Genomic DNA, 22838 nt, shown 5'->3' on the forward strand with positions numbered 1-22838 from the left:
ACGGAACCGGCGCTCACAAGGAGCAAATGCCATGAAACTCGATTTTATTTCGCTCGACAAGCTGTCGATTGATCCCGCGAATATGCGCGCCAAGGGGCGCGACCCCGACGTCGGCGACATATTGCCGAGCATTCGCGAGCGCGGCGTGCTGGTTTCGTTGCTGGTCCGCCCCGGCGCCGAGGACGGCCATTTCAAGATTTCGGCGGGCCGCCGCCGCTTTACCGCTGCGAATATCGTCGTGCGCGAGGGCGGACCAGCGCGCCCCTTGCCATGCGGCATTCTCGAAGAGGGCGACGACGCCGACGCCATCGAAGTCTCGATGCTCGAAAATCTCGCGCGGGTCGCGCCCGACGAGGTCAGCCAGTGGGAGGCGTTCGTCAAGCTCGCCAAGGCGGGGCGCAGCGAGGCCGAAATCGCGGCGACCTTCGCCTTCGAGCCGCAGGCGGTGAAGCGCATTCTCGCGCTCGGCAACCTCTTGCCGCGCATTCGCACCCTCTACCGCGCGGGCGATATCGACCAGACGACGGTCAAGCAGCTGACCCTCGCCTCGAAAAGCCAGCAGACCGCATGGCTCGCTCTTTGGGACGACGAGGGCGCCTATTGCCCGACCGGCTTCCGCCTGAAAGGCTGGCTGTTCGGCGGCGAAGCGATCAAGGCCGACCATGCGCTGTTCGATGTCGAGGCGGCGGGGGTCGCGGTGATCGCCGACCTGTTCGGCGACGGGGCGCTGTTCGCCGACGTCGATGCGTTCTGGACGCTTCAGATGGCCGAGGTCGAGGCACGCAAGACTGCCTATCTGGACGACGGCTGGAGCGATGTCGTCATTCTCGAACGCGGCGAGCACTTCAATCGCTGGCAGCATAGCCACGCATCCAAGCGCAAGGGCGGGCGCGTCTATGTCGAGGTGCGCGACAGCGGCGAGGTCATCTTCCACGAAGCTTGGCTGACCGAGAAGGAAGCGGCGGCGCGGGCGCGCGGCGAGAAGGGCGAGGCGCCGGCTCGGGTAGCGCGGCCCGAGGTGACAAGCGCGATGAACAGCTACATCGATCTCCACCGCCATGCGGCGGTGCGCACCGAACTCGCCAAGCATGGCGGCGTCGCGCTCCGCGCGCTCGCGGCGCACGTCATCGCGAGCAGTGACCATTACCGTGTCGATGTCCAATCCTATGTCTGTGCGAAAGACGAGGTGCAGGAGAGCGTCGAGACGTGCGGCGCCGAGGTCCTGTTCGACGAGCGCCGCCGTGCGGTGCTTGCCGTGCTCGGCTTCGACGGCGAGGATTTGACGGTGACCGCGCGCCGCGCCGGTCAGCGCCAGTTCGCACCGATTTTCGCGCGCTTACTCGAATTGCCCGACCCGGTCGTGCTCGAAGTCCTCGCGATCGTGATGGGCGAGACATTGGCAGCAGGGAGCGAGGCGATCGAGATGATTGGTCAGTATCTGGACGTCGACGTGGCAAAGCTCTGGACCCCCGACGCGGCCTTTTGGGGCCTCGTTCGCGATAAGGAGGTTCTTGGCAAGATCGTCGCCGAGGTCGCGGGCGACGACGTCGCCGCCGCCAATGCGGGCCAGCAAGCGAAGGTCCTGAAGACCATTGTCGTCGATCATCTGGACGGCGCCAACGGTCGTCCAAAGGTCGAGGGATGGGTGCCGCGCTGGATGCACTTCTCGCCGTCGCCCTATACCGCGCGCGGCGGGGTGGCGAGCGTCGCGGCGCACGACCGATTGCTCCATATTCTCGCGCGCGCGGCCGAAGCCGAGGCGGTGCGCGAGGTCGCCGATACCATCGTCGAAGCCGACCCCGACGAGAGCACGGACCCGCGAGATAGCGCGGTTACCGGGGCCGAGGCGGACGCTGCCGACGAAGGCGACGGGGTAGACGCGGGCGGTGATACCGCGCTCGCGGCCTGACCCAAGGGGAAGGGCGGCACGTCACCGTCCTTCCTTTTTCCTACCTGTTTGCCGTCCCGAGGCCCGGCGCGCCGCCCCTGGCGGGGCGGCGCGGGGAGGGAGGAAAAGGCGCGCGCCGACGTGCGTTCAGGACGCCCGAAAGGCCTCGGCGCGCGCCTTTGCGCGTGTTTTTGAATTGCCGCGCGGCAGGCCTTCGGCGCCGCGCGATGTTTTTTCCGTAGGTCGCGCGATGCCGCGCCGCGATCAGGCGAGCAGACGCCGCAGGAAATAGATGCGAAAAAGGTCGAGCAGCGCCTCGGCCGCCTCATTGTCGTTTGCGTGGGCGGTCACTTCCAGCCCGCCGTCGGGAGCCGGCTCATATTCGAACGGATGGAGCCCCGTCAGGCGGAGCGCGGCGGGGTCGAGCCCGTCACGGCGGAGGCTCGCGAGCGCGTCATCGTCGAGTGAGAGGCCGATCCAGATGCCCGCGCTGCGCGCCGCGATCATACCGGGATCCCGGCCCTCTGCTGCGATACTGAGCTTCGCCTGTCCGTCCATTTCGATCCCCTGTGCGGCCCGCCATCGGGTCCTTGCGATTGTCCGCAAATCGCGTCGCCGTCCCCCCGAATCCGGCGCCGCAAGCTCTCAGCCTTGCCTCGAAATCGCGGGCTTGGCCATCCGGTTTTCGGCCTTGCCGCCACGGTTCGCCGCATCGTCGTTCGATCTCTTGTCAGTCCGACGGGTGCCATTCGGGGCTCATGGGGGCGGCCTGGAACGGTGCGGCGGCGGCGCAACCGGCGCCCCCGGCCTTTTGTCCCCGCCGGCTTCGCCGCCTCCTCGCGCCCCGCTTGCAGCGTCCAAAAAAGGGCCGGGCGCGCCGGTCCTCCGCTGCGCTCCGGCCCTTCGGGTGCGCCGCCGCCTGATGCCCCGTTCTTCGGGTCCGCCACGCCCCGGGAATGGTCCCGGCGGTGCATTTCAAGGAGACGAACCATGGCAGCAATCGGCTTTGTGAACGGCAACATGTCCGAGGGATATCGGGGCCAGCTCAAGACGCTTTCGATCCGCGCAAGCATCGAGATCGTGCCGAACCGGAGCAAGGCGGGCGACGCCCAGCCCGATTTCCGGGTCCATTCGGACGGGGTCGAGATCGGCGCGGCATGGGTCCGCACCGGACAGATGTCGGGCGAACCCTATGTATCGCTGAGCCTTGCGGCGCCCGAATTCGGACCGCGGCGCCTCTACGCGAACCTCGGCCGGGCCGCCGGGCAGGACGACGACGACACTTATGCCGTCATTTGGAATCCCGCCGACTGACCAGCTCCCCACCTCGCCCCCGCGCCGCATCCGGCGTGGGGGCTCTTTTTCGTGGGGGCCCGTTTTCGAGCCTCTCCGGCGAGCGCGCCGCGGTGCATCCCCGGCGCATCGCGCGGCACCGTCCGGCGCCGCGTAACGCGAGACCGGAGATGAAAGAGATGGCCGATAATGACGACGAGATCGCGCGCGCTCGCGCCGCGAAACATGGCAGCCCGTTCCTCAACACCGAGCAGGCGGCGGCCTATCTCGGACTCAGCCCGCGCAAGATTCAATATATGCGCAGCTGCGGAACCGGACCTCGATACCGGCTCCACAGCCGCCGCATCCGCTACCATATCGACGACCTCATCTTCTGGTCGCGCTCGACCTCGCCGGGGCGCGGCACCGCAGACGCACCCTCGATTGCAAAGGGGGCGGACGATGCCTGAGCGCTCCAGCCTGGCGCTGATCGCATGGGGCGATGCGCTCCGCGCCGCGCGTCTCACGCGCCAGCGGCGACAGCTTCGCTTCGCGTTCGGCGCGCTTGCCATCGCCGCGCTCGGGTTCACCATCGCGGCGCCGCCGACCCCGCGCCTCGTCTGGAACGTGAGCGCGAGCGCGCCGCGTGGCCTCTACGTCGTGAGCCCCGGCATTCCCGTCGCGGCGGGCGATATGGTCGTCGCGCGGACCCCCGACCCGTGGCGGTCGCTCGCTGCGCGGCGTCATTATCTTCCTGCCAATGTGCCGCTGGTGAAGCGCGTCGTGGCGGCGCGCGGCGACCGCGTCTGCGCGCGCGGGAGCGAGGTCTCGATCAATGGCGTTCCCGCCGTGACGCGGCGCGTGCGCGACGCCAAGGGGCGCATCCTGCCATGGTGGGAAGGCTGCGCCCGGCTCGGCAGCGGCGATGCGTTCCTGCTCATGCCGAACGAAGGCGCATCGTTCGATGGGCGCTATTTCGGGGTGACGCGGGCGCGTGATATCCTCGGCAAGGCGCATCTGCTGTGGGCGCGCTAAAGCGCCGCGCCGCCGGGCTTGCGGTCCTGTTATCGTTCGCCGCCGGACCCGTCTTTGCGCGCGAAGGGGCAGCGTGGCGCGTCCATGTCAGCGATGCGGCGGCGCGCTTCGGGCTTCCCGAAGAATGGGTGCTGCGCGTGATCGCGGCCGAGAGCGGAGGACGCACCGAGCTCGGCGGCAGGCCGATCACCAGCCATGCGGGTGCGATGGGATTGATGCAGGTGATGCCGGCGACCTGGGCGAGCCTCCGCGCCAAATATCGGCTCGGACCGGATCCGCACCACCCGCGCGACAATATCGTCGCGGGCACCGCCTATCTTCGCGATATGTACGACCGCTTCGGTTATCCGGGGCTGTTCGCCGCCTATAATGCTGGGCCGGGCCGCTATGGCGAGCATCTCGCGCGCGGTCGGCCGCTGCCGCGCGAGACGCGCGATTATGTCGCGAAGATCACCGGACTGCCGCCGGCGGCGCGCATAGCGGCGGCGCGTTCGCGGTCGGTCCAGCCACCTATGGCGCAGGTCGAAATCGACCCGATCTTCTTTGCACGGACAGGGCGGGCGGTCGCACCGGCGCCGGATGCGAAACCGCAGTCCGATGCACCCGCCACCGCCGGAAACGCGGCGCCGGAGCACGCCGGGCGGAGCCTGAACGCGCTCTTCCTGCTTCGCACCCCCGGCGGCGATCATGCGCGCTAGACAAAGAGCGCTGCGCTTGGGCGAGAGGGTGGGGCTCGTCTCGGCAAGGCCAAGTATGACGGGCGGCGGCGCGGCTGTGCAAGGCCGGCGGCCCCTCCAATTTTCTTCGAAAATCGGTTCCTCCGCCGCCGCTTCGCGGCGCCCGGGCTGCGCCCGTGCGGCCCTGACAGCCGCGCCGCCGCCCGTCCCTGGAACATTGTTCCCGACTTGGGGAACGGTCGATTTCAGGAGGATGTCATGGTCAATGCTGCAACATATGGCGCTGCGGATCGCGTGTTCGAACGGTTGGTTTCCGGGCTCGAAGCCGAGTTTGGAAGCGCAGCTGCGGAGGGGGTGGCGCGGATCATTGTTGAAGCCGAAGACGGCGATTTCTACTGGGACGCGCGCGAGAAAATGCGGTTCCTCGGAGGCTGGGAGAGCGTCGACGAGGGTCAGAGTGAGCCGCTCGATCGGGTCGCGGTCACGGGGGTTCTGGACGGGCGCTGCTATGTCGCGGTGCTCGTTTTGGACGGTTGGGACTCGGTGCAAGGGCTGCTCGGGGTGCGACATTTCGAGGACCGGGCGGTGGCCGACAAGGCCTTTGTCGCAGCACATTGACCGGCAAGATCGGTCAAACGGGAGCGGCGCCGGCGCGGCGCTGCTCCCTTGTTTTTTCCTCGTCGCGGGGTGGATGGCCGCGTGGAGGGAAGGGGCCGTTCCGGGAGGGGAGCGCGGAAGGCAAGATAAAAGCAGTGTCTCGCAGGGCGAGCCAACTTCTTGTCTGCACATCCTTTTTTACGAGACGCGGCGCGTGACGGCGAGACCCATGCGCCGAAAGGCACGCTTTTCCGCCAGCGGGCGCGAGATTTGCGGGTGCGCAGCGCGATGAGCGGCGACGCAGAGGATTTCGAACCGCGGCTCGGCAAGATGCGCAGCACGCGCGGCAAGAAGGCGCGTAAATATCTCGGCCGATTGCTCGCCGCGGGCATCGCTGCTGCGGGCGGGAAGCGCGCCGGTCGCAAGGCGTTCGACGGGAGCCGGATCAGTCGCGGCAGCGGCGCGGGCCGCCTCCTTGCATCGCGCGGGCCGGGCGACCGGTTCGCGGGACGGCGCGTGATCGTGAAGACGCGTCTGGTGCGGCTCGGCGGCAAGGGCCTCGACGCCGCGCGTGCCCACCTCAGATATATCCAGCGCGATGGCGTCACCCGCGATGGCGAGCCTAGCGAATTATACGGGCACGATGTGGACATTGCCGACGGCAAGGATTTCCTCGAGTCTGCAGCCGGCGATCGCCATCAATTTAGGTTCATCGTGTCAGCCGAGGAGGGCGATCTCTACGCCGACCTCAAGCCCGTCGTTCGGCGCTTGATGGCCCAGATGGAAGCGGATCTTGGAACGCGCCTCGACTGGGTCGCGGTCGACCATTTCAACACCGGTCATCCGCACAGCCACATCATGCTGCGCGGCCGCGACGATCGCGGCAAGGATCTGATCATCGCCCGCGACTATATCGCGCACGGGCTGCGCACCCGCGCGAGCGAGATCGTGACGCTCGATCTCGGGCCGAAGACGCAGCTCGAGATCGAGTCGCGGATGCGGCGCGACGTCGATGCCGAACGGCTCACCGGCACCGATCGCCAGCTGCTACGCGAGGCCGAACGCCATCCGCTCGTCATCGCGAAGGACCGCGATCCTGCCGTCCAGTCGCTCCGCGCCGGGCGGTTGCAAAAGCTCGGAGCGATGGGGCTCGCCGACGAGATCGCACCGGGTCAATGGCGCCTCGCGGACGGGATGCGCGAGACATTGACCGGGCTCGGCGAGCGCGGCGATATCATCCGTACGATGCAGCGCGAACTGACCGCGCGATCGCGCGCGGCGGCGCCTGCGGATCGCGCCATCCACGACACCGCCGCACCTCTGTCCGAGCCGCTCGTCGGGCGCCTCGTAGCGCGCGGTCTCGACGACGAGCTTGCCGACCGGCATTATCTGATCGTCGACGGCATCGATGGCCGCAGCCATTATGTCGCGATCGGAAAGGGAGACAGCGTCGAGAGCCTGCCCGAAGGTTCGGTCGTCCGGATCGCGCCGGCTGCCGTTACGATCAGCGAGGCCGATCGCACGGTCGTCGCGGTCGCTGCGGCGAACGCGGGGCGCTACGACGCCCCTGCCCACCGGCGGTTCGACCCCGGCGCGAGCCCGGCGTTTATCGAAACGCATATCCGCCGTCTCGAGGCGATGCGCCGCCAGGGCGGTCTCGTCGAGCGGGAAGCCGACGGTCGCTGGACGATCGCGCCCGATCATGCCGACCGGGCGGCCGCCTATGCGGCCGCCTTGGCGCGCGAACGCCCGGTCGCGGTCGAACTCTTGTCGCCGGTCCCGGTCGAGCGGCTCGCGCGCGCCGAAGCGGTGACCTGGCTCGATCGCGAAGCTACGAGCGGCCGCGTCTTGCCCGTGCGCGACAAGGGGTTCGGCGGCGAGGTCCGCAGCGCAATAGCGCTTCGCCAGCGATGGCTGATCGACGAAGGACTGGCCGACGCAGCAGGCGAGGGAATTGCCTATCGCGGCGGTGCATTCTCGGCGCTGCAGCGGCGTGAATTGCTGCGCCTCGCGCGCCGCCTCTCCGCCGAGCTTGGCAAGATATTCGTCGAGGCCGACGAAGGCGCTCGGGTCGAGGGCAAGCTCGCGCGGCGGATCGATGCTGTCGGTGGGCGCTATGCGCTCGTCGAGAAAGCGAAGCAATTTACGCTCGTGCCGTGGAAGCCGGTGCTCGACCGCCACGTCGGCAAGGATATCGGCGGCGTGGTCCGCGAGAGCGGGATCAGCTGGACGATCGGACGGAGCCGGGGTGGCCCGACGATCAGCTGAGCGGGAGCGCTCGGTATCCGTTGCGGAACGCCACGAAAGTTGAGCTTCGTCGCCGCGTCAAATCTCTTGTTTCCGTAGCGGAACGTCCACGCCTATCGGCAGCGCGTCGATAGCGAGCAGGGTATCGACAAGGAGGGGGCTCCTTACATCAAATCTGTCGGCCGAACATGCGACCCGTTCGGCCGTCACTAGGCGGCATCGTGCTCGGCTTTTCCCGGGACGTTCGCGCGGTGCCGCCGCTTTTTCCATTGCCCGTTGGCGGGACCAGCCCCGGATTGCGCCGCCGGCTACTTCGTATCGTGTGCGGGCAAGTGCCGGCGGACAATATCGAGCGCGGACTCGAGCGCCTCGGACTTATAGCCGCCTTCGTCGGCCTGGCGGTCGAAAATCCCGTCGGCATCGTCGAGTTGGATGAGGACCTCGAGCGCGGCCTGCAGTTCGTCTTCCATCACATGTCTCCAGACGAGGCCATCAGCGCGTCAGGACGACCGACACGGGGCAATGATCGGAATGGTGTTTCTCGTTCGCCGCATAGCGCGTTTCGGCAAAGCTTTGGAGGTCATCGCCCGCGCGCTTGTCGAGCACGATATGATCGATGAAGCTGTCGTATCGCGGATCGCATTCGGGGCGCACGCCCGCGTCCGCGAGCCGAAGGTCGGCGTTGGCGGGATCACCATCGTCGATCTCGGTCCAGACACTGTCTCCGGCGAGACCGAGACGGCGGTTCCAGTCGCCGAGGACGGCGAAGCGGTCGGCGCCTGCCGCGGCGGTATCGATCCAGCGTTCGAGCGCCGGGATTTGCTGCAATAGGACGGGGCAGGCTTTCGCTTCGCTGCCGGCGAAGCAGCCCGACTTGAGATGGACGCTCAGCAGCCGGATCGCGGGCTGGCTGCGCGGACGAAGCAGGATGTCGACCCCCGAGCGGAGTTGGGGGTTGCCGAGCATGAGCGCGGTGACATCCGGATTGCGGTCGAAAGCGACGCCCTTGCGGATCGCGAAGCCGACGGCCTGACGGATGACGGTTTGCGCCTTATGCTCGCCGCCGCAGGTGCCGCTTGGCGCGCCCGCGCGTTCTTCCATGACGATGACGAAGCGCGACGGATCGAAAACGCGCGCCGCCGCGGCCTCGTTCTCGGCTTCCTGGAATGCGATCACGTCGGCGTCGAGGCCTTCGGCCATGCGCCGCATCGCGGCATAGTCCGCCGGGCCGCGCGGCTGGCATCCGACACCATTCTTCTCGGCAAGAAATTCGAGGTTCCAGCTCGCGAGTTTGAGTGGCTTTGCCGTGACAGTGGCAGTCGCGGGGCTGACCGTTGGCGACGCGCAACCGGAAAGCAGCGCGAGCGAGAGGAGCGGAGCGAGGAGGCGGTTCAACATGCGCGGCTTGTGCCTCCATTGTTCATCGACATCAATTGCCGCGCGCGCGCTTCATCGCTTTATCGCAGGCTGCGAAACGTGATCGACCAGCGCGGCGCATCCATCGCCGCGATACTATGCTCCCAATCGTCGCGAACCTCGCCTTGCATATGGTAGATCGACGATGTTGCCAGTTCGGCCGTCGCACGGTCGAACCCGCCTTCGCGACGCCGCCGGAAGCGCATCGTCGCCGGGGCACCCAGCGAGATTCCGATGACATGTTCGAAGACCGGGCGGTCCTTGTGCCAGCCGATGCCGGCGCCGATCCCGTACTGGATCACGAGGGCTTGTTCGATGCGCGCTGCTTCGATGCCGGCGAACGCGGCGGCACGGGCGCGGAGCGGGACGAGCCAGTGGGGCATCGGCTCGCCCGGCGCGAAGCGGCCGGTCTGGAAATCATAGGTCCAGCCGAACGAACGCGTCAGGCGTTTTCCTTCCCATTGCTGGAACTGGAACGGGGTGAGGCCCGCGGCCTCGATCTGTGCGATCAGCCGTTCCTCTTCGCCGGCGTCGATAAATGCCTCGCGATAGGCGAGACCCGGGAGGAGCGGCGCGCCGAAGAAATCGGCCTGCTGCGCGGCCGCCGCCCCGCGAACGGTCACAGCGGCAGTGCGGCCTGCGCGCGAAGCGGCTCGACCAACAGGCTGTGTTTGGGGGGCGGCGCGAACAGCGTCTCGTCAGGGATCGTTCCGTCGAGCCAGTGCATGACGTCGCGCCGCTCGACGATGACGCCGTGGCGCGACTGGTACGGGCTGACGTCGGGGCCGGCGTCGATCGTGAGGATGCGGTATGAGAGCGGCCAGTCGGCGAGCGGCGGATCCCAGATCGCGGCGAGATAGAAGAAATTGCCGCTGTCCAGCCTCACGCGATAGCGATGCTTGCCGGTTCCCATGCGGAACTCGGATGCCGGGATCAGGCAACGGCGTTCGGGGAAGACGCGGCCTTCGGTGCGGACGAAGCGATAATTGATGCCGTCAGAGAAGCGCGGATCGGAACCCCAGACCGCTTTGACCATTTCCATCTTGCTCATATCGTCGGGCTTGCGGCGGACGAGCGCTTCCACGCCACCGCCCGGGACATCGGGATCGAAAGGGGTTGGCGCGATCGTCATATGAGGAACATAATGGGAACGAAGTTGAGTCGCAAGACCTGAGGGAACGCCAGCGATGTGCAATGATTACCGGCTCGAGGTCGACATCGCGTCGATCGCCGAGGATTTCGAAGATCTGGAGATCAACATCGAGATGCCCGAGGGCGTGCCGAACGTCGAAGCACGGGAAGACATCAAGATCACCGACATGGCGCCGATCGTGCGGAGCAGTGAGGGATCGAAGCTCGGCGAACTGGTCAACCGGCGATGGAGCTGGCCCGGACCGACCGGCAAGCCCGTTTATAATTTCCGCTCCGAAGGGCGTGACTTTTCGTCGCACCGCTGCCTGATACTCTGCGACGGATTCTACGAATTCACCGATCCGACGGACAAGACGCAGAAACGCCTCGATAAATGGCTCTTCACGATGAAGGAGCATCGCTGGTTCTGCATGGCGGGCATCTGGCGCGAATATAATGGCGGCGAAGCCTTCACCCTCCTTACCATCGATGCCGGCCCTGATATCGCGCCCTATCATCATCGACAGATCATCCCGCTCGCGCGCGACCGCTGGGCCGACTGGCTCGATCCGCGCGTCCCGGCATCCGAGGTGCTTGGGTGGCTGCCCAAGGGCAGCCTCGAGGTCACGCAGGTCTTCGGTCGGCCACCCGCGCAGGGAGCGCTGGCATTATGAGCGAGGCTTCGGGGCTTGAACGCTTCGTTGCGGCGCAGGGACAGGTTTAACCGCCGCAACTTCGATTGCGCGGTGGGGATGGGGCGAACTGTCGATCGAAGGCATCGGCATTGCGAGAAGGCGTGGTCAGGAATGGGCGAGCGCGAAGTCTAGGGCGGCGCACACTGCGGCCACCTGTGCCAGGACGCATTCGTCCGGCGTCGTGTGCGGGCTGTCGGGATAGACTTCGGTGGTCGTCGTGTAGCGCGCACCCGTGATCGACGGGCATAGCCCCAGCTCTTTCAGCGGATATTCGATCACGCCATGGGAAACGACGGTCGAACCGATAATCTCGCCCTTCGCATCGGGAGGGGCGATATGGGTTACCTGTTCGACCGCGGCGATAATCGATTGCTGGAATTGGAGCTGCGGATTCTCGCTGTCATCGACAAGGTAAAAACCGTCCGGAATTACGCCGGGCTCAAATTGCTCGCCATCGCGCGCGGCACGCGCGGGTCCGAATTCGCTTTCGTCGCTATCGGTCGTCTCATGGAGATCGATATGCAGGAGAAACACACCTTGCGCGGACCGGACGAGTTCGATCAGCGCGGTGGCTTCGCGGGCCGGCCCGTCCGTACGAAAATTCCGGTTGGGATCGATGGCGTCGTAGTTCCAGCGATTGATGCGCTCATAGGCCCACGGGCTGACACATGGCGCCGCCAGAAGGTTGACCTTGCCCGCATAGTCCGCCGCGCTTGTCTCGAGAAACTCGAGCGCCCCGAGAACCCCGCTGGTTTCATATCCGTGTACGCCGCCAGTGAGTAGCGCGATGGGCAGCGTGGGGTCGAAGTGCCGGTCACGCAGGGCGAGCAGTGTGTATTGCTCTCCGGCATAGTCGAGCCCGCCATATTCGATCTTTTCGTAGCGGCCGGCCAGAGCATCGATCCGCGGCACGACATCGACATCGTAACGACGCAACCGCGTTTGGCGACTTCGCCAGCGGTCCAGTTCGATTGCACCCCACGGCTGGCCGAGGGTGCCGACGGGATAGAAGCTCGAATTGGTCATCGCGTTGTCACCTAGCTGAAGGGTATTGCGTAAACAGGGAATGGTCGCAGGTTCAACCGTCAAGAAGCACGGCAACGGAAAACCGTCGTTTCCTCGTCGCGTACGTCTACCGGAAGTCGCGCGGCTTGATCTTGATGCCGTCGGTCGCCCGTCCGGGGACGATCCCCGAGCCGAGGCGTAGATCGGGGATATAGATGTCGCGTGGATTGCGGCCGAGCGGCTTTTCGGCGGGGTCGCGCGGGTCGCGGCCGACCGGGCTTTTGACGACATCGGCGCGGCTGACGCGATAGACATCGGCGACGTCGGCGCGGTTGCCGACGCTCGCGAGCAGGGCCGAGAGATCGTCGAGCCGCTGCGCGATGACATGGATGACTTCGCCCTCCCGCTGGACCTGGCCGCGGACCCCCATCATCGACGCCCCGAGCACGGTACGGCGGTTCGCCTCGAACACCTTGGTCCAGACGACGAGATTGGCGACATTGGTCTCGTCCTCAAGCGTGATGAACATGACGCCCTTCGCCGACCCCGGTTTCTGGCGAACGAGCACGACACCGGCGAGTTCGATCCAGCGCCCGTCCTTGATGCCCTGCAGTTGCTCGCAGCTGATCATCTTGCGGGCACGCAGCTCGTCCCGAAGGAAAGCGAGCGGGTGGGCGCGGAGCGACAGTCCCGAGGCGCGATAATCTTCGACGACCTCGGCGCCTTCGCCCATCGACGCGAGCGCGACGACGGGTTCGTTCGCTTCGCGGCGGATTTGGCGGTCGCGTTCGTCGGCGGATGCGAAGAGGGGAAGAGCAGCGTTGCCAAGCCCTTTTACTTCCCACAGGCCCTCGCGACGCGAACAGGCGAGTGAAGCGAACCCGTCGGCATCGCCGATCCGGTCGAGCGCGCCGCGCCCGACCTCGGCGCGGCGCTGGATCTCCTCGACGCTGGTGAAGCGCTGATCACCGCGCGCGGCGACGATTGCTGCGCCGTCCTCGTTGGCAAGGCTGCGCACCATACGCAGCCCCAGGCGCACCGCGAGATATTTACCGCCACTTTCTTCGAGCGTGCAGTCCCAGCGGCTGTGGTTGACGTCGATCGGACGCACCTCGACGCCGTGCTGGCGCGCATCGCGGACGATTTGCGCGGGCGCATAAAAACCCATCGGCTGCGCGTTGAGCAGCGCGGCGCAGAAGACGTCGGGGTGGTGGCACTTCAGCCATGACGAGGCGTAGGCGATTAGCGCGAAGCTCGCGGCATGGCTCTCGGGAAATCCGTATGAGCCGAAACCCTCGATCTGCTTGAAGGTCTTTTCGGCGAACTCATGCTCATAGCCGCGATCGACCATGCCGTTGATGAGCTTGTCGCGGAAATGGCTGACCCCGCCGGTAAGCTTGAAGGTCGCCATCGCGCGGCGGAGGAGATCGGCCTCCGACGGCGTGAACCCTGCACATTCGATCGCGACGCGCATCGCCTGTTCCTGGAAGAGCGGGACGCCGAGCGTCTTCTCGAGCACGCGGCGCAGCTCGGGGGTCGGATAGGTGACCTCTTCCTCGCCGTTGCGCCGACGGCGATAAGGATGGACCATGTCGCCCTGGATCGGGCCGGGGCGGACGATCGCGACCTGGATCACGAGGTCGTAGAAGGTGCGCGGCGCCATCAGCGGGATCGACGCCATCTGCGCCCGGCTCTCGATCTGGAAGACGCCGAGCGTGTCGGCCTTGCGGATCATCGCATAGGTCGCGGGGTCTTCGGCGGGGATCGTCGACAGATCATGCTTCAGCTGCTTGTGCTCGGCGAGAAATTCGAACCCGCGGCGCATGCAGCTCAGCATGCCGAGCGCGAGGATATCGACCTTCATGAAGCCGAGCGCGTCGATATCATCTTTGTCCCATTCGATGACCTGGCGGTCGTCCATTGCCGCGGGCTCGATCGGTACCAGCTCGTCGAGCCGGTCGCGCGTCAGCACGAATCCGCCGGGATGCTGCGAGAGGTGTCGCGGGGTGTTGATCAGCGTGCGCGCGAGCTCGAGCGTGAGCATCAGCCGCTTGTCGCCCATGTCGAGGTTCAGCGCCGCAGCATGGCTTTTATCGACGCCTTCGCGGCTATAGCCCCACACCGCGCCCGCGAGCCCGGCGGTCATATCTTCGCTGAGGCCGAGCGCCTTGCCGACCTCGCGCACCGCGCCGCGCGAGCGGTAGCGCGTGACGACCGCGGTCAGTGCCGAGCGCGTCCGGCCATAAGTCTCGTAAATCCACTGGATGATTTCCTCGCGCCGTTCATGCTCGAAGTCGACGTCGATATCGGGCGGCTCGCGCCGTTCGGCCGAGACGAAGCGTTCGAACAGCAGTTCGGTGCGGATCGGATCGATCGAGGTGATGCCAAGCACGTAACAGACCGCGCTGTTCGCCGCCGAACCGCGCCCCTGACAGAGGATTTCGCGGCGGCGCGCCTCGGCGACGATCGAGTGGACCGTCAAAAAATAGGGTGCGTAATCGAGCTGGCCGATCAGTCGAAGTTCATGCTCAAGCTGCGTGCGCACCTTGCCATCAATGCCTTCGGGATAGCGAAGCGGGGCCTTCTCCCATGTCAGCCGTTCGAGTTCCTGTTGCGGCGTGCGTCCGGGGTCGCGGATTTCGTCGGGATATTGGTAGCGCAGCTCCTCGAGGCTGAAGGTGCATCGGTTCGCGAATTCGACCGTGCGTGCGACGGGCGAGGGGTCCTTCAGATAGCGGCGGAACAATCGCTCCATCTCGGCGGCGGCTTTGAGGTGCCGGTCGGCGAAGCGCTCGCGGCGATCGCCAAGATCGTCGATCGTGCATTTTTCCCGGATGCAGGTGACGACATCCTGCAGCAGCCGGCGTTCGGGGGCGTGATAGAGGACATCGCCGGTCGCCACCGTCGGCACGTGCGCGGCGGCGGCCTGCGCGGCGAGGTCGCGCAGCCGGATCGCATCGCGCGGGCGGCGGCGGATCGTCAGCGCCATATAGGCGCGGTCGCCGAAGATGCGCCGCGTGCGTTCGAGCGCGGCCTCGTTCCTCGCGTCGGCGCGGCCGGGGATAAGGCAGGCGATCAGCCCTTCGTTCCATTCTTCGACATCAGGCCAGTCGAGATGGCAGGCGCCCTTACCGGCGCGGCCTTTTCCGACGCTGAGCAGCCGGCACATGCGTCCGTAGGCCGCCTTGTCGGTCGGATAGACGAGGAGCGTAGTGCCATCGAGGAGATCGAGCCGCGACCCGACGATCGCGCGCACGCCGGTCGCCTTTTCGGCATCCCACGCGCGCACGATCCCCGCGACCGAATGGCGATCGACGATGCCGAGCGCGGGCAGGCCGAGCAGCGAAGCCGCGGCAAACAGTTCGTCGGGTGAGGAGGCGCCGCGCAAGAAGCTGAAATGCGTGGTGACCTGCAGTTCGATATAGGCGGGTTCGGCCGCACTCAAGCGAAGGCTCCGTGAATGAACCAGCGCATCGATCCGGTCGAGGCGTGGACGCCGTCGCCGAGGCGAAACAGCCAGTAGCGCCCACCCGCCTCGGTCTCGACCTGGTAATAGTCGCGCACGCTGAGCGGGGTTTCGCCTTCGATCCCGCCATCGCGCCACCATTCGCCCTGCAGGCGTTCGGGCCCGTCGCCTTGCGTCACGCGATATCTTTTGCCGCGCCACATGAAGAGGCGCGGGGCATCGTCGGGCAGCAGCGCGATCACATCGACGGGCTCGGGCCGCGCGAGCATTCGCGACGGGCGCGGCAGCTCGTCGGACCATGTCGCGCCGTCGACTTGCCGAAGCGCCGGGGTGATCGCCACCGATCGCTCGGGCATCGCGCCGGCGCGGGGCACCGTCCGGTGCAGGCTGCGCTGACCGAAGCGGTTGGCGAGCGTATCAACGAGCGCGGGAAGGTCGGGACCGCGCCGCGTCAGGCTTTCGAGGCTCTCGCCCTGCCGCAGCGCCTGCACCTCGACGAGCGGCGCGACGAGCGTCATCGCCTCGATGCCGAGCCCGGGCTCGACGGTCTCGATCTTTGCCGACAGCAGTTTCGCGAGATGCTTCGGGTCGCGCGACGGCGCCGCGGTACCCACCCGGATCGCCTGCACCTGGCCATCGACGCGGTGGAAATAGCAGTCGAGCCGGCGCGCACCCTTGCCGAGGCGGCCGAGTTGGCCGGCGATGTCGTGCGCGAGATCGCCGATGACCTGCGCAAAGGCTTCGGCGGTCGCGATCGGCTCCATGAAACCGCGCCGAGTGCGCGGCAGCTCCTCTGGAAAGATCGGCTCGATCGGCTCGGGCAGGGTACCGAGCGCCTGGTCGAGGCGGCGATGCAGCTCGCGTCCGAATCTCTTGGCGAGCGGGCCGCGCGGCGCTCCGATCAGCTGCTCGATCCGCTCGAAGCCGAGCTTGCGCAATCCTTCGACGTCGGCGGGGGGCAGGCGGAGCGCGCGGATCGGCAGCAGCGCGATCGCCTTGCGGTGCGCCCCGGGTTCGATCGTCACCGGTCGGCCGGCAGGGACATGCCGCGCGACGGCGTGCGCGCAGCCAGCGGTGTCCGCGACCGCGATCTGGAGCGACAGCCCGAAAGCGCAAGTGCGGCGGTGGAGATCCTTGAGCAGCGCGCGCTCGCTTGAGAAGAGCGCGGCGCAGCCGGTGATATCGAGCCACAGGCCATCGGGCGGATCGGGCGCGACGACCGGCGAATAGCGCTGGCCCGCCCACAGCGCGAGACGGCGCAGACCCTCGAAGTCGGCGTCGGGCTCGGCATCCACGACATCGAGCTCGGGCGCAAACGCGCGCGCCTTGGTGATCGTCATGCCGGGAGCGATACCGAGCGCGCGGGCGTCCTTGTCGACCGCGGCGACGATCCGCCGGCCATGATCGGGGATCGCGGTGACGAGCGGCCGGGCAGGGGCGGCGCCGTCAGGCCGCAGCTTGCCGGTCTTCCTGCGCAGCCGGTCGGTCGACCAGTGCGGCAGGAAGAGCGATACGACCCGTCGCATCGCAGCCCTCCAATATCCAGAAATGTGGGTTGCCGCCGCGGACGCGCTCGAGCGCGACGCGCCAGCGCGGACGGCCAAGGCTCGGAATGCCGAGATCCTCGCTCGGGCTCGCGGTGATCCGCCAGCGCGTTACCGCGGCGCTGCCCTCGGCCGCCTGCTCGGCCTTGCAGCCGCGGCGAAAGACGAACGCGGGTACGCCCGAGGTCTCGGCGGCGAGCTGGAGCCGCTTCGACGCCGTCGTCGAATATTTGCTGACTTCGCCGACGACACCGGCAAGGCCGGGGTGCCGGAGGCATTCTTCCATCGCGAGCAGGACATTGGTGTCACTGCCCGCCTCGACATGGATCACGCGGTCGGGGTGCAACCCCGCGAGGTGAAGGGCAGGGGCGAACAGGTCGTGCCAGCGCAGGCACCAGAAGACGGCGCCCTCGGTCCGCGCGAGGATGCCGGCGAGGAAGATCGTCGCGCTCGCATCGTCGGCGAGATCGGAGCTTCCGGCAACTTCATGGAGCGCGCCGGTCGTGATCCCGCCGCTTGGAAGCCGCGAATCGACCGCCTCGACGCCGAACGGAATGACTTCGTGCCGCGCGCAGACGCCTTCGATCCGCGCAATTTTGGCGCGAAGATCGGCGAGGACGGCAGGGTGGCGCATGATGTCATAGGACTCGTCAGATAGTTGATTCGTTCCCTCTTTGTTCCTTCTCGGCTTGCCGAGTCAAGCGCGACGCTGGAACTTGCGTCCAACCGAAGCGCGATCCTGTCCATTTTGAATCGAGTTTGGCTTGCCAGAGTCTTGATTGTCCGCCAGATTCAGCGATAGAAATGAAAACGGACATCGATCATCTTCCGCAAAGGCAGCAGGGCGAACTCCAGCGCATCAAGGATGTGCTGATGGAGGAATTCGCGCGTTCGATCGAGCGCGCGACCAAAGCCGAGAAGCGCAACGGCAAGATTCTAAAGATCGTCCTGTTCGGCAGCTATGCGCGTAACGACTGGGTCGACGAGCCTGAAAACGGCTACCAGTCCGACTTCGATCTGCTCGTCATCGTTAGCCACGAAGACCTGACCGATATTTCGGACCATTGGTATATCGCCGAGGACAAGATCCTTCGCGATCCTGCGGTTGGCCGAACGCTCAACATCATCGTCCATACGCTCGCCGACGTGAACCGGGCGCTCACCCGCGGCGAATATTTCTGGGTGGATATTCTGCGCGACGGTATTCTGCTGTACGAATTGCCTAATCATCCTTTGGCGGTCCCGAAGCCGCTGACGGCGGCCGATGCGTATCGAATGGCGCTAGAGTATTTTGAAACGAACCTGCCGGCGATCGATGTTCAATTGCAGACTGTCGATTTTCAGGTCCAGCGCGGTGATACAGACTTGGTCTGGCGAAAAGCGGCCGCGTTTTCGCTTCATCAGGCGGTTGAGCGGGCATATGCATGCTTCTTGCTCACCAGTACCTTCTATTTCCCGCGCTCGCACAACATCAAGTTCTTGCGCTCGCTAGCCGAAGACCGCGAACCGCAGCTTATCGAAGCATGGCCGCGCGAGAGCAAATTGGATCGGCGCCGTTTCGAGCTGTTGAAGCGGGCATACGTCGAGGCACGATATTCGCCGAGCTACGAGATCACCGCCGACGATCTGGAAGCGCTCGCAGCCTCAGCGCGCAACCTGCGCGAGATTGTCGAACGGCTTTGCCGGGAGCAACTCGACGAACTGCGTTCGGCTGCCGAGCTCTAGTCGCGCCAGATCAACGGGGCGTATAAGCCTTCCCATCGCCGAAAAATTTCTTGCTGCGCGCCTTCGCATCGGCTCGGATCACAGCCATCTCGGCATTGCTGCATTCCTCGCCGCGGACCGATCCGTCCTGGCATCCCGCGAAAACCTCTCGGGCCTCGTCGACATGTGCGTCGAAATATTGCTTGCTGCGTGGCTCGGCCTTGCCGCAGCTCGCGAGCGCGGTTCCGAGAAGCACGATTCCAATGACTTGCGTGTTCATGAGGCTCTCCTTTGCGAGCCGGCAAATTATCGTGAAGCGCCACGACTGAGCAACAAAAGAGCGAAGAAACTCTCAAATCGAGAGCGATTGTTTGTCCGCGCAGTCGCCAGAACGCCGGACATTTGATAAAGGCGACGCCGCCGGGCGGCCGCCGCATATGTGCAAGCCTCGGCTAAAAGCGGCGGCGCAAGTTCTCGAACTTGTTCTCAACGCCCGGCCTATCCTCCATAAACGGCCGGTTTGCGCCCGATCTAAGCCGTAGCCGGCCGCGAGGCGGCCGCCTGAAACCTGCCGTTCGCGAATGTCAGAGCAGGAAATCAGCAATGCGCCTGATTTCGTTAGTTCGACATGCTGACTACTCAACGGAAACCAGCTCCTCATTCGTTGCAGCTTGCGCAAGAGGAGAAGGGCGTGAGTGCCAATAAGGGCGCGACCTGAGTGTGCTCACAACAGCCCGAAGCGCCCCTCAGCCGGGTTGCGCGTAAACACTGTAAGGTTGAGGCCCGCGAGCTCGCTATCTGGCGGATGCTGATTTTCAATGATGATCACCTGGCTTTCAACGCTATGATGTGCCTTGAGGTAGCCATAGAAGCGCTCTTTCAAATCAGTACCCTGCAGCGCGGTATCCTCGTCCCCTTCGGGCTTGAAATAGGCAAGGAGCGGGGAGTCCAGGAGCAGAAAGCCCGGGTGCGGCAGTTCATGCTCTTGGCAAAATTCGAGCAATGCGATCGAAACGGCGGCATGCGTAATTGCGCGCAGTCCCTTGCCGCGACTGCCTCTGGGTTTACCGTCGATGACGAAATCGCTCGCATCCTTGTCGTAATGGACGCGGCATTCGCCAGGAAAATTCCACGCTTTGAGGATCTGTTCGACCTTCAACGAGAACTGGTGTGCGACCACTTCCGAGAAGCCAATCGCAACCTTAGCATTTGCGGCAGGCTCTGGCGCCACGTCATCGAGACTTGCGCGGCGCGCCTCAAGCTTTTCGAACCGATCGAATAAGGCCAAAAATCCGCGGACCGCTGACCGGGTTTCGATGATGTCGGTGAATTTGGCGCGGGCCTCTTCCACCTCGGGCGCCATGGTCTGCCGGATCTCTGCGTCAACATTCGCAAAGGCATTCTCGACTGTCGCCCGTAGCTCTGAAAGGCTGTCTTTTTCGGCCAGCAGGTCAGTTACCGTCGAGGCAAGTTCCTCCGACAGTCGCTCAATTTTACTGATTTCGGCCGTCGCCGCTTCGACGATCGTCGCAACATTCCCCTCGCAATCGGCTTCAGAATGCTGCGCCTCGGGGTCCGCTCCGCATAATGGACAAGCCACACGCCCGACATACGCGAACAGCGTCCCGCTCTCCTGGATGGCCCTCAGGCGCTCCCGGTCGACGCCATAATGCTCCCGAAGCAGATTGAAACGCGCGAGCAGTTCAAGGATCTCGTCGAGACGGTCGTCGATTCCGCGCCGCTGCTTCGCTAGTTCTCGGCGCTCCTCCATCTGCGCGTCAAGGGTCCTCTGCGCATTGGACACGCTGTCCCGATGTTCCGCCACGGAGGAATCGAGCTTTTCCAACTGCGCTTCGAGCTCGCCTTTCTCCTCTCCCATATCGATGATTTCCGACGCAAGGTCTGCGATCATCTCGTCGAGCAACCCGATTTGTCCGGCTTGGTCGGGTTCGTCGGACGCGGCCGACACGACGGCGGAATCATCAATGCCGGTCAGGAGTAGCTTGATCGTGGCGAGTTCGGCCGTCTTTAGCGTGTACTGCCCGCCCCAGAAAGGCGATCCCTTTTGCTGGATTTCCCCTTCTTGCACTATCACCAGACGCGCAAGATTACGAAAGCTGAGGCTATTCGTCTTGCTCTTCGTGCTGCTCTTCAGGATCCGCTTTCCGAGAAGACCGATTTTCTCCAGTAGGAATCCCGAGACATTGTCTACGCGCTCATGGGCATGCGATTGGCGCAGCTTTTCTGTCACACCGCCCTGACGCAGGGCAAAATCCCCGCCCGAGATCGCGCGTTCGAAGGTCCAGGATTCGCCTTCGGTGCTGGATAGACCGAGCTCGATCGTGCTGTAGCCTTCTCGTTCCGGGATCACCTTCAGATCAGATCCGCCGAGCATAAAATCGACTGCCTCGGCAAGGAACGATTTGCCGGTGTCCGACGCGCCACAGATCACGTTGACGCCCGCATAAAAGCGGATTTCGCTGTGCTTGGAAGGACCTGTAAAGCTCAGTTGGTCAAGACGCAGATAGTCGCTCACGCGGTAGGTCCCCGAAGCTGCCCAGGTTGGAACTGGGTAGTCCATCTCTCGAAGAAACGCTGGGTAATGGTGCGGATCGCATCGGTGGTCATATGGCCGAATGCCTGCACGGCCCAGTTTGCTCGGGCGCGCAACTCAGTTGAGTAAGGCGCGCTCAACGCTGCCATGTAGGGCGCCGCAGCCTCGCCTGCGCGATAGAAAATCCCGTCCGGGCTCGCTACCCGTTCTACCAGCCCGCGGCTCGCCATCAACAGCAGTCCCTTCTCGATGATTTCCCTGCGCACCAGCAGTTCGCCCGCGCGCATAGGCAGGGCGGCGTGCAGGCTCTCCGGACCCCCGGCGTCCCCGGAATGAACCACGAGATAATCAAGTTCGACCAGCCTCTGCAAATCGCAGCCGTTGGGGTGCGCCGCCTCCAGAATCGACAGCGCGCGGACGCCGGTTTCCAACGGGCTGTTGAACGGGCTCACGCGTTTACTCATCGGGCGATATCCAATGAAGGCGATCCTCGTTGACAAGCTGATGACAAATACCCTGCCGATCCTGAACGCGTGTTGCTGGGGCCAGCGGGTTGGATGTCGCGGCTATCTGGGCCGCTTGCGACACGGTCGCCTTCATGCGTTCGAACCCCGTAGAATGCGAACTCTCGCATAGGTCAACGACGCCTTGGAAGACTTCCTCCTGCAGGGCGTCGAACGTGCCCTCGGGCACGGTGTCGCGAGAGAAATTCCTAAGCGCCTCCGCGCTGTAAAAGCGTTCGCGCTGCCTACTGAAATCGCGTTGCAGCGGCGGCTGCAGGGCGAGGGCGGGGAGATCCGGCACCTGTTCGCCCAGATGGTCTCCATAAGCATCTAGGAGTTGCCGGATATACCTGCTCTCGTGCGCGGCGGGCTCCGCCGGGGGACCATGTGGGGCCGGACGCGGCGGAAGGCCGCCGCCGAAACGAACCGAGTGGAATTTGGTCATTTCATGTTGCGCAATCAGGTCCAGCACGCTCTTTGAAGCGAAGATCGAAAAGTCAAAGGCGTCGAAATAGGAGAGTAGGTCTCCTGTGAGTGCCACGTCTGCCGTCGTTGTGATTTGATGCCTGCACTGCTTTTCCCAAGCCTGCCCGACGCTTTCCTTAAGTTTGTTTGAATCAAGGAGAAGCTTTGCGGCCGTAGTGCCTACGTCTCTGCTCGCGGCGAAATAGTGCCTTCTCGGCACCGTATATTCACCTAGCCACGAATAGTAGATGATCTTTCCAATTTCGACATGGATGTCTGCGGGCCGCAGCGGATGATTGTATCGCTTGCACTGATAGTTGTCCCAAGGTGCGCTGAAGCCGGCAGCATCGGTGAAGCCGGCGACATCAAGGCCCATGTCTCCGGCGCCGGCGAAGCGCCGCACGATGGCATAGCCTGTGAGCGAACTGGCCCACTCCTCAGTGAATCCCTCCCAGTCGTCCGGAGAAAAAATCTGCACGCGGGCCGCCTTCGGGATAGGTAGCCCAGATTGGACATGATTTGCGGAAGCGGCGTGTACAATCTCTTTCGGCACAACCGCCTTGAAGTCGGAATTTTGAACCAAAAGCGACCAAACCTTCCCCAGGCTGTGCGCCATCAAAGCGCTACTAACAGACAGAA

Annotated in this window: 22 protein-coding genes; 9 read left to right on the forward strand and 13 right to left on the reverse strand. The window is 65.0% G+C overall.

The genetic code is table 11. From position 1 onward, the window contains the following. Positions 1-31: 31 nt before the first annotated feature. The gene (locus AC3A43_RS03125; RefSeq protein WP_487791076.1) at positions 32-1909 is read left to right on the forward strand and encodes a ParB/RepB/Spo0J family partition protein; all 1878 of its coding nucleotides are present in this window, start codon (positions 32-34) and stop codon (positions 1907-1909) included. A gap of 243 nt (positions 1910-2152) precedes the next feature. Here AC3A43_RS03125 and AC3A43_RS03130 read toward each other — a convergent pair whose 3' ends face one another. After that, positions 2153-2446, reverse strand: coding sequence for a hypothetical protein (locus AC3A43_RS03130; protein WP_487791077.1), 294 nt, complete (start codon positions 2444-2446; stop codon positions 2153-2155). 432 nt (positions 2447-2878) lie between these two features. Here AC3A43_RS03130 and AC3A43_RS03135 point away from each other — a divergent pair, with 432 nt between their 5' ends. From AC3A43_RS03135 to rlxS, 6 genes are all read left to right on the forward strand, one after another. After that, entirely contained in the window at positions 2879-3202 is a 324-nt protein-coding gene (locus tag AC3A43_RS03135; RefSeq protein WP_487791078.1) for a DUF736 domain-containing protein, read from the forward strand. 158 nt (positions 3203-3360) lie between these two features. Beyond that, a complete protein-coding gene (locus AC3A43_RS03140; protein WP_487791079.1) occupies positions 3361-3630 on the forward strand; it encodes a helix-turn-helix transcriptional regulator in 270 nt (89 codons plus the stop codon). Continuing rightward, complete coding sequence (locus tag AC3A43_RS03145) at positions 3623-4195, forward strand: S26 family signal peptidase (RefSeq protein ID WP_487791080.1); 573 nt, start codon at positions 3623-3625, stop codon at positions 4193-4195. The genes AC3A43_RS03140 and AC3A43_RS03145 overlap by 8 nt, the downstream gene beginning before the upstream one ends. Beyond that, on the forward strand, positions 4183-4893 hold the full coding sequence (locus AC3A43_RS03150) for a lytic transglycosylase domain-containing protein (RefSeq protein WP_487791081.1): 711 nt from the start codon (positions 4183-4185) through the stop codon (positions 4891-4893). The genes AC3A43_RS03145 and AC3A43_RS03150 overlap by 13 nt, the downstream gene beginning before the upstream one ends. 237 nt (positions 4894-5130) lie before the next feature. Next, positions 5131-5490: a hypothetical protein gene (locus AC3A43_RS03155; RefSeq protein WP_487791082.1), complete on the forward strand. Its 360-nt coding sequence runs from the start codon at positions 5131-5133 to the stop codon at positions 5488-5490. A gap of 267 nt (positions 5491-5757) precedes the next feature. Continuing rightward, positions 5758-7737, forward strand: a complete 1980-nt coding sequence (gene rlxS / locus AC3A43_RS03160; RefSeq protein ID WP_487791083.1) for a relaxase/mobilization nuclease RlxS — start codon at positions 5758-5760, stop codon at positions 7735-7737. Positions 7738-8024: 287 nt separating this feature from the next. Here rlxS and AC3A43_RS03165 read toward each other — a convergent pair whose 3' ends face one another. From AC3A43_RS03165 to AC3A43_RS03180, 4 genes are read right to left on the reverse strand one after another with little or no spacing between them, the layout of a single operon-like run. After that, positions 8025-8186, reverse strand: coding sequence for a hypothetical protein (locus AC3A43_RS03165; protein WP_487791084.1), 162 nt, complete (start codon positions 8184-8186; stop codon positions 8025-8027). A gap of 22 nt (positions 8187-8208) precedes the next feature. Further along, positions 8209-9114: an endonuclease/exonuclease/phosphatase family protein gene (locus tag AC3A43_RS03170; protein ID WP_487791085.1), complete on the reverse strand. Its 906-nt coding sequence runs from the start codon at positions 9112-9114 to the stop codon at positions 8209-8211. Between the two features lie 59 nt (positions 9115-9173). Further along, on the reverse strand, positions 9174-9755 hold the full coding sequence (locus tag AC3A43_RS03175; protein ID WP_487791086.1) for an alpha-ketoglutarate-dependent dioxygenase AlkB: 582 nt from the start codon (positions 9753-9755) through the stop codon (positions 9174-9176). After that, positions 9752-10264: an SOS response-associated peptidase family protein gene (locus AC3A43_RS03180; RefSeq protein WP_487791087.1), complete on the reverse strand. Its 513-nt coding sequence runs from the start codon at positions 10262-10264 to the stop codon at positions 9752-9754. Before AC3A43_RS03180 ends, AC3A43_RS03175 begins: the two co-directional genes overlap by 4 nt. A 55-nt stretch (positions 10265-10319) precedes the next feature. On the opposite strand from AC3A43_RS03180, the gene AC3A43_RS03185 reads away from it, so the two are divergent. Then, positions 10320-10937, forward strand: a complete 618-nt coding sequence (locus AC3A43_RS03185) for an SOS response-associated peptidase family protein (RefSeq protein ID WP_487791088.1) — start codon at positions 10320-10322, stop codon at positions 10935-10937. A 126-nt stretch (positions 10938-11063) separates the two neighbouring features. Here the strand turns inward: AC3A43_RS03185 and AC3A43_RS03190 are convergent, their stop codons facing one another. From AC3A43_RS03190 to AC3A43_RS03205, 4 genes are all read right to left on the reverse strand, one after another. Further along, positions 11064-11984 (reverse strand): M14 family metallopeptidase, encoded by a 921-nt coding sequence (locus AC3A43_RS03190; RefSeq protein WP_487791089.1) that lies wholly within the window; start codon positions 11982-11984, stop codon positions 11064-11066. 106 nt (positions 11985-12090) lie between these two features. Next, positions 12091-15408, reverse strand: coding sequence for an error-prone DNA polymerase (locus AC3A43_RS03195; RefSeq protein WP_487791090.1), 3318 nt, complete (start codon positions 15406-15408; stop codon positions 12091-12093). Continuing rightward, positions 15405-16955: a DUF6504 family protein gene (locus AC3A43_RS03200; protein ID WP_487791091.1), complete on the reverse strand. Its 1551-nt coding sequence runs from the start codon at positions 16953-16955 to the stop codon at positions 15405-15407. Before AC3A43_RS03200 ends, AC3A43_RS03195 begins: the two co-directional genes overlap by 4 nt. After that, positions 16876-17607, reverse strand: coding sequence for an ImuA family protein (locus tag AC3A43_RS03205; protein WP_487791092.1), 732 nt, complete (start codon positions 17605-17607; stop codon positions 16876-16878). The genes AC3A43_RS03200 and AC3A43_RS03205 overlap by 80 nt, the downstream gene beginning before the upstream one ends. Positions 17608-17777: 170 nt before the next feature. Between AC3A43_RS03205 and AC3A43_RS03210 the strand changes: the two genes are divergently transcribed. After that, positions 17778-18698, forward strand: coding sequence for a HEPN domain-containing protein (locus AC3A43_RS03210; RefSeq protein WP_487791093.1), 921 nt, complete (start codon positions 17778-17780; stop codon positions 18696-18698). Between the two features lie 10 nt (positions 18699-18708). Here the strand turns inward: AC3A43_RS03210 and AC3A43_RS03215 are convergent, their stop codons facing one another. The 4 genes from AC3A43_RS03215 to AC3A43_RS03230 form a co-directional block, all read right to left on the reverse strand. Further along, a complete protein-coding gene (locus AC3A43_RS03215) occupies positions 18709-18957 on the reverse strand; it encodes an EexN family lipoprotein (protein WP_487791094.1) in 249 nt (82 codons plus the stop codon). A gap of 444 nt (positions 18958-19401) precedes the next feature. Beyond that, positions 19402-21213, reverse strand: coding sequence for a hypothetical protein (locus tag AC3A43_RS03220; protein WP_487791095.1), 1812 nt, complete (start codon positions 21211-21213; stop codon positions 19402-19404). Beyond that, entirely contained in the window at positions 21210-21695 is a 486-nt protein-coding gene (locus tag AC3A43_RS03225) for an ABC-three component system middle component 2 (RefSeq protein WP_487791096.1), read from the reverse strand. The genes AC3A43_RS03220 and AC3A43_RS03225 overlap by 4 nt, the downstream gene beginning before the upstream one ends. Further along, a complete protein-coding gene (locus tag AC3A43_RS03230; protein ID WP_487791097.1) occupies positions 21688-22815 on the reverse strand; it encodes an ABC-three component system protein in 1128 nt (375 codons plus the stop codon). Before AC3A43_RS03230 ends, AC3A43_RS03225 begins: the two co-directional genes overlap by 8 nt. Positions 22816-22838: the final 23 nt, after the last annotated feature.

The sequence above is a fragment of the Sphingopyxis sp. Soil_C_28 genome, assembly GCF_057657055.1.